The sequence below is a fragment of the Methylibium sp. T29-B genome (assembly GCF_000576225.1).
GTDB classification, from domain to species: domain Bacteria; phylum Pseudomonadota; class Gammaproteobacteria; order Burkholderiales; family Burkholderiaceae_C; genus Methylibium; species Methylibium petroleiphilum.
The window spans coordinates 14,531-28,060 of the sequence record NZ_AZSN01000043.1 but is presented as its reverse complement, the minus strand read 5'-3'; the positions used below and the strand labels follow the sequence as shown (position 1 = coordinate 28,060).

Genomic DNA, 13,530 nt, shown 5'->3' with positions numbered 1-13,530 from the left:
CCGGCTGCGCCGCGACGGACCTCCGGGCCGCGCTGCGCCGCCTGCTGCCCTGGCTGCTGCCGGTCGCCCTGCTGAGCGGCTGGCAGCTGGCGTCGCAGCTGGGCTGGCTGTCGACCCGCATCCTGCCCGAGCCCTGGGCGGTGCTGAAGGCGTTCTGGACGCTGGCCGCATCGGGCGAGATGTGGCAGCACGTGGCCACCAGCACCTGGCGCGCCTTCGCCGGCCTGGCGATCGGCGGCGGCCTGGGCCTGGTGCTCGGCCTCGCGACCGGCACTTTCCGTACGCTCGAGACCGCGCTCGATTCGACGCTGCAGATGGTGCGCAACATCCCGCCGCTGGCGATGATCCCGCTGGTCATCCTGTGGTTCGGCATCGACGAGGGCGCCAAGCTCTTCCTGGTCGCCTTCGGCGTGTTCTTCCCGGTCTACCTGAACACCTTCCACGGCATCCGCGCGGTCGACCCGGCGCTGATCGAGATGGCGCGCAGCTACGGGCTGTCGGGCTTCGCGCTGTACCGGCAGGTCATCCTGCCGGGCGCGCTGCCGAACATCCTGGTCGGCCTGCGCTTTGCGCTCGGCCTGATGTGGGTGCTGCTGATCGTGGCCGAGACGATCTCGGCGCAGGCCGGCATCGGCTACATGACGATGAACGCGCGCGAGTTCCTGCAGACCGACGTCGTGCTGGTCGGCATCCTGCTCTACGCGCTGCTCGGCAAGCTGGCCGATCTGGCGGCCAAGGCGCTCGAGCGCTGGTGGCTGCGCTGGCATCCCGGCTACCGGTCGGTGCCGTGACGTCCCCCTTCTCTTCCGCTGCGGCACGACCATGCACCACCTCGAACTCGAACTGAACGAACTCGCGGTCGCGACGGCGCCCGAGTTCGCGTGGGCCGGCACGCGCGGGACCGATGCGCGCGGCGCGCCGGCCGCCGCCGAGGCGCCGGCCATCGTGCGCAGCACGAACGACACGCCGCGCGGTACCGCACTGCGGCTCGACCGCGTCGGCAAGCAGTTCGGCGACCGTGTGGTGCTCGATGCGATCGACCTGCGCATCGAGCCCGGCGAGTTCGTCGCCATCGTCGGCCGCAGCGGCTGCGGCAAGAGCACGCTGCTGCGGCTCGTGGCAGGACTCGAGAGTGCGAGCCGCGGCAGCATCTCACTCGACGGCGCGGACGAGCCGCTCGCACAGCGCCGAGACCTGCGCGTGATGTTCCAGGACGCCCGCCTGCTGCCCTGGAAGCGCGTGCTGGACAACGTGGCGCTCGGCCTCGAGGGGCGTGATGCGAAGGAACGGGCCCGCGAGGCGCTCGCGCAGGTGGGCCTGGCCGAGCGCGCCGACGACTGGCCGGCGGTACTGTCAGGCGGCCAGCGCCAGCGCGTGGCGCTGGCGCGCGCACTGGTGCATGCACCGCGCCTGCTGCTGCTCGACGAGCCGCTGGGGGCGCTGGATGCGCTGACGCGCATCGAGATGCAGCGCCTGATCGAAAACCTGTGGCGCCGCCACGGCTTCACCGCACTGCTGGTGACGCACGACGTGGCCGAGGCGGTGGCGCTGGCCGATCGCGTGCTGCTGATCGAGGACCACCAGGTGGTGCTCGACGAGCGCATCGCGCTGGCCCGGCCGCGCTCGCGCGGCGACGCCGGCTTCGCCGCGCGCGAGGAAGCCATCCTGCAGCGCGTGCTGCAGCAGCCGGCCGCCGAGCCCGTGGTCTCGGAGGCGCTGCCCGATCCGTACCGGGCCCATCGGCTGCGGTGGGCGGTCTGAGGGGGCAGCGGCCCGACCCATTCCCCCACCGCCCCGCGCGCCGCAGCCGCACGGGCACACTGCCGGCATGACGACGAGCGCGCGGGGCGGCAACGAGGACGACTGGCTGGTGGCGTGCCTGTGTGCGGAGTGGTGCGGCACCTGCCGCGACTACCGCGCGGTTTCGAGGCGCTGGCGCGCGAGCAGCCGGCGCTGCGCTGCGTGTGGGTGGACATCGAGGACGACAGCGATGCGCTCGCGCCGCTCGACCTTGACATCGAGAACTTCCCGACCGTGCTCGTGGCGCGTGGCGCCGAGCTGCGTTTCTTCGGCACGCTGCTGCCGCATGCCACCACGCTGGCGCGCACGCTGGAAGCCGCGCGCGGCGCAGCGCTGGTCGCACTGCCGGCGGCGCAGGCCGAGGCGCTGGTGACGACGGTGCGCACGATCGGGCAGCCGGTGCGCTGAGCGCGGCCCGCCGCGCGGGCCCACATGCGGTTTGCGCATGTGGGCAGGCGAAGAGCTTCGTTGGTTGCAGAAGCGGTGAAGGCTACCTTCAGGTTTTGCACTGAAGAGGAAGTCCCCGCATGAGCATCACCGCCATCAATGTCCGCAACCAGTTCCGCGGCAAGGTCAAGGAGATCATCGAAGGGCCGGTGGTGTCGGAGATCGACGTCGAGACCCCGGCCGGACTGATCGTGACCTCGGTCATCACCACGCGCTCGGTCAAGGAGCTGCAGCTGGTGCCCGGCAAGGAAGTGATCGCGCTGGTCAAGTCGACCGAAGTGTCGATCGCCACGCTGTAGGCCGCACGCCATGCGCACCGCGGCGTTCCAGGTGCCTCGCCTGCTGGTGGTGCCCGGCCTGAACGACAGCGGGCCGGTGCACTGGCAGAGCTGGCTGCAGTCGCAGTACCGCGACGCCGAGCGCGTGGTGCAGCGCGACTGGTCCAACCCGCAGCTCGAACGCTGGGCCGCCCGCGTCGACGCGACACTGGAGCGCGCGGCGGGGCGCAGCCGCGGCGGCGAGCCGGACTCGTTCGTCGCGGTCGCGCACAGCTTCGGCTGCCTCGCGCTGGCCCGCCACCTGGCGCAGCGGCCCGATTCGCCGGTGCGCGCCGCGCTGTTCGTCGCGCCGGCCGACCCCGACAAGTTCGGCGTCGCCGGGCTGCTGCCTCAGCAGCGCCTCGCGGTGCCGAGCACCGTGGTGGCCAGCGACACCGATCCCTGGATGACCGCCGCCAGCAGCCGCCGCTGGGCCCAGCGCTGGGGCAGCGCCTGGTTGACGCTCGGCGACGCCGGCACATCAACGCCGAGGCCGGCTTCGGCCCGCTGCCGCTGGCGCGGCGCTGGGTCACCGCGATGAGCGCGCGCCTCGCCCGCGAGCAACGGCTCGAACGCGCGACGCTGGCCGAGTGGTCGTTCGCGGTCCGAGGGGCGGCACACCGCCGCGGGTCGTCCTTCCTCCTCGATTCCCTGCCTCCATCCCATCCAGGAGCTCCACCATGCCAAGCCTGAGACTCGGCGACATCGCCCCCGATTTCGAGCAACAGTCCACCCAGGGTCCGCTCCAGTTCCACGCGTGGCTCGGCGACAGCTGGGGCGTGCTGTTCTCTCACCCGGCCGACTTCACGCCCGTCTGCACCACCGAGCTCGGATTGACGGCCCGCCTCAAGGCCGAGTTCTCCAAGCGCAATGTCAAGGTGATTGCGCTGTCGGTCGACCCGGTCGACAAGCACGGCGCGTGGATCGAGGACATCAACCGCACCCAGAACGCGGTGGTCGACTTCCCGATCCTGGCCGACGCCGACCGCAAGGTCAGCGAGCTCTACGACCTGATCCATCCGAACGCCAGCACGACCGCCACGGTGCGCTCGCTGTTCGTCATCGACCCGGCGAAGAAGATCCGCCTGACGATCACCTACCCGGCCTCGACCGGGCGCAATTTCGACGAGATCCTGCGCGTCATCGATTCGCTGCAGCTGACCGAATACCACAGCGTCGCGACGCCGGCGAACTGGAAGGACGGCGACGACGTGGTGATCGTGCCCGCGCTGCAGGACGCCGAACTGATCCGGCAGAAGTTTCCGAAGGGCTATACCGCCGTCACGCCCTATCTGCGCCTGACGCCGCAGCCCAATCGCGCCTGAGACTTCTTCGAGAAACGCATAAGCGTCCTTGCTTTCATTCGTTCCGCGTTGAAGCGGCGCTTTCTAGCATCTCCCCATTCGCTCATTCCCGCCCTGATTCCGTGATCCCGAGGACCTTCATGACCCGTTTCGCTTCCGTCCGTGGCGCGCTCGCCGCCTCGATCCTTGTTTTGGCCGCCGGTGCCGCCGCCGCCAAGGACGTGACCCTGCTCAATGTCTCCTACGACCCGACGCGCGAGCTCTACGTCGAGTACAACGCCGCCTTCGCCAAGTACTGGAAGGGCAAGACCGGCGACAACGTGACCGTGAAGCAGTCGCACGGCGGCTCGGGCAAGCAGGCTCGCTCGGTGATCGACGGCATCGACGCCGACGTGGTGACGCTGGCGCTGGCCTACGACATCGACGAGATCGGCGAGAAGGCCAAGCTGCTGCCGGCCGACTGGCAGAAGCGCCTGAAGCACAACAGCTCGCCCTACACCTCCACCTACATCTTCCTGGTGCGCAAGGGCAACCCGAAGGGCATCAAGAACTGGGACGACCTGGTGAAGCCGGGCGTGTCGGTGATCACCGCGAACCCCAAGACCTCGGGTGGCGCCCGCTGGGGCTACCTGGCGGCCTACGGCTTCGCGCTCAAGCAGCCCGGAGGCGACGATGCCAAGGCGCGCGAGTTCGTCGGCAACCTGTTCAAGAACGTGCCGGTGCTGGATTCCGGCGCCCGCGGCTCCACGGTGACCTTCGCCGAGCGCGGCATCGGCGACGTGCTGCTGGCCTGGGAGAACGAGGCCCACCTGTCGCTGAAGGAGTTCGGCGTCGACAAGTTCGACATCGTCTACCCGCCGCTGAGCATCCTGGCCGAGCCGCCGGTGACGGTGGTCGACAAGGTGGTCGACAAGAAGGCACCCGCGACGTGGCCCAGGCCTACCTCGAGTACCTGTACACCGCGGAGGGCCAGGAAATCGCCGCGCGCAACTTCTACCGGCCGATCGACGAGAAGGTCGCGGCGAAGTACGCGAAGAACTTCCCGAAGGTCAACCTGTTCACCATCGACGAGGTGTTCGGCGGGTGGGCCAAGGCGCAGAAGACCCACTTCGCCGACGGCGGTGTGTTCGATCAGATCTATACGAAGAAGTAAGCACCGGGATTTTTTCGAGAGCAGGCGCCCACTTGCTGGGCGCCTGTCGGCGTTTGGCTACGCCATTTTCTCATAAGCATTCGACGAATCTGTCGTTCCCGTTTTAAGCGACGGTCCCTAGCATCCGCTCCCATCGACCTTTCCGCGGGGACTCCGGGCCCTGCCACATCATGTCTCTCCTGCCTTCGTCGCTGCGGCGCGCACTGATCGTTTCTCCCCTGTTGCTGGCCGCCGGCTGGGCCACGGCCGCCGGGCCGACGCTGCTGAACGTCAGCTACGACGTGGCGCGCGAGTTCTACAAGGAGATCAACCCGGCCTTCCAGAAACAATGGAAGCAGGCCAGCGGCGAGGACGTGACGATCAACCAATCCCACGGCGGCTCGAGCAAGCAGGCCCGCGCGGTGATCGACGGTCTGGAGGCCGACGTCGTGACGATGAACCAGTCGAGCGACATCGACGCCATCGCCACCCGCGGCAAGCTGATCCCCGAAGACTGGGCGAAGCGGCTGCCGAACAACGCCGCGCCCACCACCTCGGTCACGGTGATCCTGGTGCGCAAGGGCAACCCGAAGAAGATCGCCGACTGGCCCGATCTCGCCAAGCCCGGCGTCAGCGTTGTGATCCCGAATCCCAAGGTCACCGGCAACGGTCGCTACAGCTATGTGGCCGCCTGGGGCTCGGCCATCAAGGCCGGCGGTACGCCGGCCCAGGCGCGCGAGCTGGTGCAGAAGATCTTCGCCAACGTGCCGGTGTTCGACGGTGGCGGCCGTGCGGCGACCACCACCTTCGCACAGCGCAACATCGGCGACGCGCTGGCGACCTTCGAGTCGGAGGTCAACCTGATCAAGGCCGAGTTCGGCGACCACTTCGACGTGGTCTACCCCAAATCGACCATCCTGGCCGAGAACCCGGTGAGCGTGATCGACACCGTGGTCGACAAGAAGGGCACGCGCAAGCAGGCCGAGGCCTACCTGAAGTTCCTGTGGTCCGACGAGGCCCAGGAGATCGCCGCCAAGCACCAGTTGCGCCCGCGCTCGCCCGCGCTGCTGGCGAAGTACGCGAAGGACTTCCCGAAGGTCAACACCTTCACGATCGACGAGATCTTCGGCGGCTGGAGCAAGGCGCAGAAGGAGCACTTCGACGACGGCGGGATCTACGACCAGATCCTGGCGGCGCGCAAGTGATCGTGCCGGTTCGATCATTTTCCTGAAGTACTGACCGTGTTCCTCTCTCGCGCCCTGCTGCGGCGGCACAGCGTGCTGCCCGGCTTCGACCTCGCGCTCGGCTTCACGCTGCTCTACCTGAGCCTCATCGTGCTCATCCCGCTGTCGGCCGCGTTCCTGAAGACCTTCACGCTCACCTGGCCGGCGTTCTGGGAGGCGGTGAGTTCGCCGCGGGTGGTGGCGTCCTACCGGCTGACCTTCGGCGCCTCACTGGCGGGTGCGCTGCTCAACGCGGTGTTCGGGCTGGTCATCGCCTGGGTGCTGGTGCGCTACGAGTTCCCGTTCAAGCGCATCGTCGACGCGCTGGTCGACCTGCCATTCGCGCTGCCCACCGCGGTGGCCGGCATCGCGCTCACCGCGATCTATTCGCAGAACGGCTGGATCGGGCAGTACCTGCCCTTCAAGGTGAGCTTCACGCCGGTCGGCGTGTTCGTCGCGCTCACCTTCATCGGCCTGCCGTTCGTCGTGCGCACGCTGCAGCCGGTGCTCGAGGACCTGAGCAAGGAGATCGAGGAAGCGTCCGCCACCCTGGGCGCGAGCCGCGCACAGACCTTCCGGCTCGTGATCTTCCCGATCCTGATCCCGGCACTGCTGACCGGCTTCGCACTCGCGTTCGCACGCGCGCTGGGCGAGTACGGCTCGGTGATCTTCATCGCCGGCAACCTGCCACTGGTCAGCGAGATCACGCCGCTGCTGATCATCACCAAGCTCGAGCAGTACGACTACGCCGGCGCCACCGCGATCGCGGTCGTGATGCTGGTGTCGAGCTTCGTGCTGCTGCTGGGCATCAACCTGCTGCAGGCCTGGTCGCGCCGTCGCCAGGGAGGAAACTGACATGACGACCGGCGCCACGCTGGCCCTGAAGGCCGCTGCACCCGCTGCGGCGGTCGCTCCGACGAACCTGCGCAACGCCACCACGGAGGCGCCCTGGGTGCGCCGCACGCTGATCGGCATCGCGCTGGTGTTCCTGACGGTGTTCCTGTTCGTGCCGCTGTTCGCGGTGTTCTACGAGGCGCTGAAGAAGGGCTGGGATGTCTATCTCGCGGCGATCGTCGAGCCCGACGCGCTGTCGGCCATCCGGCTCACGCTGCTGGCGGCGGCGGTGTCGCTGCCGCTGAACCTGGTGTTCGGCGTGGCGGCGGCCTGGTGCATCGCCAAGTTCGACTTCCGCGGCAAGAACATCCTGCTGACGCTGATCGACCTGCCGTTCTCGGTGAGCCCGGTGATCGCCGGCCTGATCTTCGTGCTGGTGTTCGGCCTGCAGGGCTGGCTGGGCGGCTGGCTGCGCGAGCACGACCTGAAGATCATCTTCGCGCTGCCCGGCATCGTGCTGGCCACGGTATTCATCACCTTCCCGTTCATCGCGCGCGAGCTGATCCCGCTGATGCAGGCGCAGGGCGTCGAGCAGGAAGAGGCGGCGCGGGTGCTGGGCGCTTCGGGCTGGCAGATCTTCTGGCGCGTGACGCTGCCCAACATCAAGTGGGCGCTGCTGTATGGCGTGATCCTGTGCAATGCGCGGGCGATGGGGGAGTTCGGCGCGGTGTCGGTGGTCTCGGGCCACATCCGCGGCCAGACCAACACGATGCCGCTGCACATCGAGATCCTCTACAACGAATACCAGTTCGCGGCGTCGTTCGCGGTGGCTTCGCTGCTGGCCGGGCTGGCGCTGGTGACGCTGGTGCTGAAGTACCTGGTGGAGCGACGGGTGAGAAACCAGATCAAGGGCGCGAGCGCGCTGGAGGCCGTATGAGCATCGAAGTCCGTAACCTGAACAAGCGCTTCGGCCCCACCGTCGTCTGCGACGACATCTCGATCGACATCCCCTCGGGCGAGCTGGTCGCGCTGCTCGGACCCTCGGGTTCTGGCAAGACCACGCTGTTGCGCATCATCGCGGGCCTGGAAGTGCCCGACAGCGGCAGCGTGCTGTTCCACGGCGAGGACGCCACCCGCACCGACGTGCGCGAGCGCCAGGTCGGCTTCGTGTTCCAGCACTACGCGCTGTTCGCGCACATGACGATCTTCGAGAACGTGGCCTTCGGGCTGCGCGTGCGTCCCAAGGCCACGCGGCCCAGCGAAGCCGAGATCCGCAGCAAGGTCACCGCGCTGCTGAAGCTGGTGCAGCTCGACTGGATCGCCGACCGCTTCCCGCACCAGCTGTCGGGCGGCCAGCGCCAACGTATCGCCCTGGCGCGCGCGCTGGCGGTGGAGCCCAAGGTGCTGCTGCTCGACGAGCCTTCGGGGCACTCGACGCCAAGGTGCGCAAGGAGCTGCGCCGCTGGCTGCGCCGCCTGCACGACGAGGTGCATGTGACGAGCGTGTTCGTGACCCACGACCAGGAGGAGGCGATGGAGGTCGCCGACCGCATCGTCGTGATGAACCAGGGCCGCGTCGAGCAGGACGGCCCGCCGGACCAGGTATACGACCACCCGGCGTCGCCCTTCGTGCTGCAGTTCCTGGGGGACGTGAACCTGTTCCACGGCCGCTTCGGAGCAGGTCGGGGCGATGCGAAGGTCAGCGGCGAGGTCAGCTACGTGCGCCCGCACGAGCTGGCGATCCTGGCCGCACCGGCCGAGGGCTCGCTGCCGGTGACGCTGTCGCAGGCGCTGACCGTGGGGCCTAACACGCGGGTGGAGTTCAAGCGCGTGGACGACGGCAGCTACATCGACGTCGAGCTGCCGCGCTCGGAGTTCCATGCGCTGCGCGAACGCTTCCCGCTCGATCCCGGCGCCACCGTGCACCTGCTGCCGCGCCGCGTGACGCGCTTCGCGCAGGAGTCCGAAGCCGATCCGGCCGCGATGATCTGATCGGGCCCCGGCCGGGCCGTCGCACCCGACCGAGCCGCTCACCGCTCAGAGTTCGTCGACCTTGCCGCCGTCGAGTGCGCGCTGCACCACCTTGCGCGTCAGCGACGGTGCAAAGCTCTCGATGAAGTCGTACACATAGGCCCGCAGGTAGCTGCCGCGCTTGAGCGCCAGGCGCGTCATGTTCACGGCGAACAGGTGGCGCGCGTCGAGTGCGCGCAGGTGGCGGTCGCGCTCGTCGTCGTAGGCGATCGAGGCGACGATGCCGACGCCCAGGCCCAACTCCACGTAGGTCTTGATCACGTCGGCGTCCATCGCCGTCAGCGCCAGCGTGGGCGTGAGGCCCTCGCGCTCGAAGGCCTCGTCGATGTGCGAGCGGCCGGTGTAGCCGGCGTCGTAGGTGATCAGCGGGTATTCGGCGAGCCGCTTCAGCGTGAGGGCGCCGCCGTCGAGCAGCGGGTGGTCGGGCGGCACCAGCACCGCGTGCGTCCAGCGGTAGCAGGGCAGCGCCACGAGGTCGGGGTACTGCGCCAGCGCCTCGGTCGCGATGCCGATGTCGGCCTCGCCGTCGAGCAGCATCTGCGCCACCTGCTTCGGCGAGCCTGGTGCAGCTGCAACTGCACGCCCGGATGGCTGCCGCGGAAGTCGCGCACCGCTGGCGGCAGCGCGTAGCGCGCCTGCGAGTGGGTGGCGGCGATGGACAGCGGGCCGTGGTCCTGCTGGGCGTAGTCGGCGCCGGCGCGCTTGAGGTTGTCGGCGTCGTGCAGCAGCCGCTCCACGATCGGCAGCACCGCCTCGCCGGGGGCGGTGAGCCCGGTCAGCCGCTTGCCGGCGCGCACGAAGATGTCGACGCCGAGCTCGTCTTCGAGCTCGCGGATCTGCCGGCTCACGCCCGGCTGCGACGTGTGCAGCGCCTCGGCCACGTCGGTGAGGTTGAAGCCGAGCCGCACCGCCTCGCGGACGGAGCGCAGTTGCTGGAAGTTCATCGGGTCAGCCGCGAAGGCGAAGGCTTCGCGAAAACGAAAGTTCCGAGTGTCCGGGCTGGCCGCGCGCGAGGGAACGACCGTTTCGTTGTTTGCTTTCGCGCCGTCGGCATAAGGCCCTCGGCGCGCGCGGCGCACTCAGTCCGCGGCGGTCGGGCCGGACGCCGGCTGCGCGGCCTTGGCCGCGAACGCCGCCCGCAGCGCCTTCAGCTTCTCGCGCGGGTCTTCCTTCACGCGGCCTTCTTCCAGCTTCATCTCGGCGATGAAGCGGCTGGGCGCGCCGGCCACGGTCTCGCGGCCGCGCTTGCGGCGCTTGAGCCAGCTGACCGCCAGGGTGCTGCGGGCGCGGGTGATGCCCACGTACATCAATCGCCGCTCCTCCTCCAGCCGCTGTACCAGCGCTGCCGCGGTGAGCGATTCGTCGTCGGTCTTGAACGGCAGCAGGCCCTCGTTGACGCCGGCCAGCACCACGTGCGGCCACTCCAGCCCCTTGGCAGCGTGCAGCGTGGAGAGCGTCAGCACGTTCTGATCGTCGCCGCGCTCGGCCAGGCTGATGATCACCGCGATGGTCTGCGCCACTTCGAGCACGCTGCGCCGCTCGCTCTCCTGGCCGCTGCCGTCGTCGGCCGTCTCGCCGCCGCAGCGCCTGGCGATCCAGTCGACGAAATCGAGCACGTTCGACCAGCGCGCCGCGGCCAGCTTCTCGCTGTCCTCGCCGTCGTGCAGATGCTGCTCGTAGCCGATGTCCTTCAGCCAGCCCATCAGCAGCGCGCGCGCATCCTCGGCACCGACGGTCTGGCGTGCGCGGTACTCGAGGTCGTTGACGCAACGGCCGAACTCGTGGAGCGAGCCGACCGCCTTCGCGCTGAGCACCGTGCCGAGCGATTCCGCGAACAGCGCTTCGTAGAGAGACACCTTCCAGCGGCCGGCGAACTCGCCCAGGCCGGCCAGCGTCTGGTGGCCGATGCCGCGCTTGGGCGTCGTCACGGAGCGCAGGAAGGCGGGGTCGTCGTCCTGGTTCACCAGCAGGCGCAACCAGGCGCACAGGTCCTTGATCTCGGCGCGCTCGAAATAGCTCTGGCCGCCCGACACCTTGTACGGGATCTGCGCCTTGCGCAGGGCCTGCTCGAACACGCGCGCCTGGTGGTTGGCGCGGTAGAGGATCGCGAAGTCCTTCCACTCGATGCCCTGCCCGCCCACCGCGCCGGCCGCCGCGCCGCCCTGGCCGCGCAGCGCCTGGATGCGCGCGACCGCGCGCTCGGCCTCGTGTTCCTCGCTGTCGCTCTCGACCACGCGCACCGGCTCGCCGTCGCCGAATTCGCTCCACAGCTTCTTGTCGAAGATCTTCGGGTTGGCCGCGATCACGTGGTTGGCAGCGCGCAGGATGTTGCCGGTCGAGCGGTAGTTCTGCTCCAGCGGGATCACCTGCAGGTCCGGGTAGTCCTGCGGCAGGCGCTTGAGGTTGTCGATCGTCGCGCCGCGCCAGCCGTAGATGCTCTGGTCGTCGTCGCCGACCGCGGTGAACATCGCCGGCCGGTCGCGCCCGCCCTGGCCGTCGCCGACCAGCAGCTTGAGCAGCTCGTACTGCTGCGCGTTGGTGTCCTGGTACTCGTCGACCAGCACGTGGCGCAGCGCGGCCTGCCACTTCGCGCGCACCACGTCGTGCCGCTGCAGCAGCGCCACCGGCAGGCCGATCAGGTCGTCGAAGTCCACCGCCTGGTAGGCGGCCAGCCGCTCCTGGTAGCGCGTCATCACGCGCGCGGCCTGCACCTCGTCGGGGTTCTTCGCCTCGGCTTCGGCCTGGGCCGGCGTCAGGCCCTGGTTCTTCCAGAGGCTGATGGCCCACTGCCAGCGCCGCGCGGTCTTGGCGTCGGTGGTGCCGCCGGCGTCGCGCAGGATGCCCAGCACGTCGTCGCTGTCGAGGATCGAGAACTGCGGCTTCAGGCCCAGCGCCGCGCCGTCCTCGCGCAGCAGCCGCACGCCGAGCGAGTGGAAGGTGCTGATCAGCAGGCCCTTGGCCGGCCGCGCCCCCACCAGGGCCTTGGCGCGCTCGCGCATCTCGGCCGCCGCCTTGTTGGTGAAGGTGATGGCGGCGATCTGCGACGGAGCCAGCCCGGCCTCCAGCAGGCGCGCGATCTTGTGCGTGATCACGCGCGTCTTGCCCGAGCCGGCGCCGGCCAGCACCAGGCAGGGGCCGGCCAGGTGGTGAACCGCCTGCATCTGGGCGGTGTTGAGCGAGACAGGCGCGGACAAGGAGGACGGAGCGGAGACGACGGGACGGAGCCGTGGCGAACGGCGGGGCGCGCGATGATAGCCAAGCGCTGCCGGCCGAGGCCTCGGTGCGCGGCCTGACATACTGCCGCCGCGATGCAAGCGATCCTGTCCGTCACGGTGCCGTTCTTCGCGCTCGTGCTGTGCGGCTACCTCGCGGCGCGCACGCGCGTGATGCCGGAGGCCGCGATCCCCGGCCTCAACGCCTTCGTGCTGTTCTTCGCCCTGCCCTGCATGCTGTTCCGCTTCGGCGCGGGCACGCCGATCGGCAACCTGCTGAACCCGACGATGCTGGCGGTCTACACGCTCGCGGGCCTCGGCCTCGTGGCGCTGACCGTCGTGCTCACTCTCGGTGCGCGCGTGCACCTCAAGGATGCGGCCTTCGGCGCGCTGGTGGCCGCTTTCCCGAACAGCGGCTTCATGGGCATGCCGATGATGACGGCGCTGATCGGTGCAGCCGCGGCCGGCCCGGTGATGGTCACGCTGCTGGTCGACATGTTCATCGTCAGCTCGGTCTGCCTCGCGCTGGCGCAGATGCATGCGGCCTCGCACCTGCCGCTCGGCGCACGCCTGCGCAACGCGCTGCGCGGGCCGATCGCCAACCCGCAGCCCTGGGCCATCGCGCTCGGGGCGCTGTTCTCTGCCGCGGGGCTGGTGCTGCCGGGGCCGCTGGCGCGCATCGTCGAGCTGCTGGCCGCCGCCGCGACGCCGGTCGCGCTGTTCACCATCGGCGCCGTGCTGTGGCGGGCCGGCGAGCACGCACGCCTGGACGCCGCCGCCAGCGACGGCGCGCGGCGTGCGTCCCTCGTCGCCGTGTTGCCGCTCGCGCTGATCAAGCTGTGCGTGCACCCGGCGCTGCTGTTCGCGATCGGCAGTGCGGCCATCGCGGTGGGCGCCGCGCTGACGCCTTTCAACCTGATGGTGCTGACGCTGACCGCCGCACTGCCGTCGGCCAGCGGCGTCTCGCTGCTCGCCGAGCGGCACGGTGCCGACACCGGGCGGGTGGCCCGCGTGATCATGGCGTCGACCGTGCTCGCCTTCGTCAGTTTCTCGGCGCTGGCGTGGTGGTTCGGCGTGCAGGGCGGCTGAGTTTGCGTGCGCCCTGAAGCGGTGCGCGGCCCGTGCGGCGCGCGATTTGTCGCGTTGGCGACAGCCTCGGGGGTGTGGTGGCAGGTGTTGCGTGAATGCGTCAGAAGCGCGGTTCTCGCGCCTGTTGCAGATCGTAAATGGT

Annotated in this window: 10 protein-coding genes and 4 pseudogenes; 12 read left to right on the top strand and 2 right to left on the bottom strand. The window is 69.5% G+C overall.

Annotation, left to right across the window (positions count from 1 at the left end):
- Positions 1–32: 32 nt before the first annotated feature.
- The 11 genes and pseudogenes from ssuC to Y694_RS27130 all read left to right on the top strand — a co-directional run bounded on the left by ssuC (position 33) and on the right by Y694_RS27130 (position 9,048).
- Positions 33–791 (top strand): aliphatic sulfonate ABC transporter permease SsuC, encoded by a 759-nt coding sequence (gene ssuC / locus Y694_RS09400; RefSeq protein ID WP_081782212.1) that lies wholly within the window; start codon positions 33–35, stop codon positions 789–791.
- A gap of 31 nt (positions 792–822) precedes the next feature.
- Positions 823–1,761: an ATP-binding cassette domain-containing protein gene (locus Y694_RS09395; RefSeq protein ID WP_036231821.1), complete on the top strand. Its 939-nt coding sequence runs from the start codon at positions 823–825 to the stop codon at positions 1,759–1,761.
- Positions 1,762–1,828: 67 nt separating this feature from the next.
- Positions 1,829–2,208: pseudogene (locus tag Y694_RS09390) on the top strand (thioredoxin family protein).
- A gap of 119 nt (positions 2,209–2,327) precedes the next feature.
- Positions 2,328–2,546 (top strand): molybdopterin-binding protein, encoded by a 219-nt coding sequence (locus Y694_RS09385; protein ID WP_011827720.1) that lies wholly within the window; start codon positions 2,328–2,330, stop codon positions 2,544–2,546.
- Positions 2,547–2,556: 10 nt separating this feature from the next.
- Positions 2,557–3,105 carry an alpha/beta hydrolase gene (locus Y694_RS09380; protein WP_051495682.1) on the top strand — a complete coding sequence of 183 codons (549 nt, stop codon included), beginning with the start codon at positions 2,557–2,559 and terminating at the stop codon, positions 3,103–3,105.
- Positions 3,106–3,244: 139 nt separating this feature from the next.
- Positions 3,245–3,889 carry a peroxiredoxin gene (locus Y694_RS09375; RefSeq protein ID WP_011827722.1) on the top strand — a complete coding sequence of 215 codons (645 nt, stop codon included), beginning with the start codon at positions 3,245–3,247 and terminating at the stop codon, positions 3,887–3,889.
- A 119-nt stretch (positions 3,890–4,008) separates the two neighbouring features.
- Positions 4,009–5,021, top strand: a pseudogene (locus Y694_RS09370) (sulfate ABC transporter substrate-binding protein).
- Positions 5,022–5,191: 170 nt separating this feature from the next.
- Positions 5,192–6,205 (top strand): sulfate ABC transporter substrate-binding protein, encoded by a 1,014-nt coding sequence (locus Y694_RS09365; protein ID WP_036231818.1) that lies wholly within the window; start codon positions 5,192–5,194, stop codon positions 6,203–6,205.
- Positions 6,206–6,241: 36 nt separating this feature from the next.
- The gene (cysT, locus tag Y694_RS09360) at positions 6,242–7,078 is read left to right on the top strand and encodes a sulfate ABC transporter permease subunit CysT (protein ID WP_011827725.1); all 837 of its coding nucleotides are present in this window, start codon (positions 6,242–6,244) and stop codon (positions 7,076–7,078) included.
- Position 7,079: 1 nt separating this feature from the next.
- Entirely contained in the window at positions 7,080–7,994 is a 915-nt protein-coding gene (gene cysW / locus Y694_RS09355; protein WP_036231816.1) for a sulfate ABC transporter permease subunit CysW, read from the top strand.
- Positions 7,991–9,048: pseudogene (locus Y694_RS27130) on the top strand (sulfate/molybdate ABC transporter ATP-binding protein). Before cysW ends, Y694_RS27130 begins: the two are co-directional and overlap by 4 nt.
- Positions 9,049–9,093: 45 nt before the next feature.
- Here the strand turns inward: Y694_RS27130 and Y694_RS09345 are convergent.
- Together Y694_RS09345 and Y694_RS09340 are read right to left on the bottom strand one after the other, a co-directional pair.
- Positions 9,094–10,031, bottom strand: a pseudogene (locus Y694_RS09345) (CysB family HTH-type transcriptional regulator).
- A 135-nt stretch (positions 10,032–10,166) separates the two neighbouring features.
- Positions 10,167–12,383, bottom strand: coding sequence for an ATP-dependent helicase (locus tag Y694_RS09340; RefSeq protein ID WP_409072474.1), 2,217 nt, complete (start codon positions 12,381–12,383; stop codon positions 10,167–10,169).
- A 12-nt stretch (positions 12,384–12,395) separates the two neighbouring features.
- On the opposite strand from Y694_RS09340, the gene Y694_RS09335 reads away from it, so the two are divergent.
- Positions 12,396–13,388, top strand: coding sequence for an AEC family transporter (locus Y694_RS09335; protein ID WP_011827730.1), 993 nt, complete (start codon positions 12,396–12,398; stop codon positions 13,386–13,388).
- Positions 13,389–13,530: the final 142 nt, after the last annotated feature.

Coding starts and splice junctions, on each gene's coding strand:
- Y694_RS09395 (WP_036231821.1), top strand. CDS start 823: ATGCACCACCTCGAACTCGAACTGAACGAACTCGCGGTCGCGACGGCG.
- Y694_RS09385 (WP_011827720.1), top strand. CDS start 2,328: ATGAGCATCACCGCCATCAATGTCCGCAACCAGTTCCGCGGCAAGGTC.
- Y694_RS09380 (WP_051495682.1), top strand. CDS start 2,557: ATGCGCACCGCGGCGTTCCAGGTGCCTCGCCTGCTGGTGGTGCCCGGC.
- Y694_RS09375 (WP_011827722.1), top strand. CDS start 3,245: ATGCCAAGCCTGAGACTCGGCGACATCGCCCCCGATTTCGAGCAACAG.
- Y694_RS09365 (WP_036231818.1), top strand. CDS start 5,192: ATGTCTCTCCTGCCTTCGTCGCTGCGGCGCGCACTGATCGTTTCTCCC.
- cysW (WP_036231816.1), top strand. CDS start 7,080: ATGACGACCGGCGCCACGCTGGCCCTGAAGGCCGCTGCACCCGCTGCG.
- Y694_RS09340 (WP_409072474.1), bottom strand. CDS start 12,383: ATGTCAGGCCGCGCACCGAGGCCTCGGCCGGCAGCGCTTGGCTATCAT.
- Y694_RS09335 (WP_011827730.1), top strand. CDS start 12,396: ATGCAAGCGATCCTGTCCGTCACGGTGCCGTTCTTCGCGCTCGTGCTG.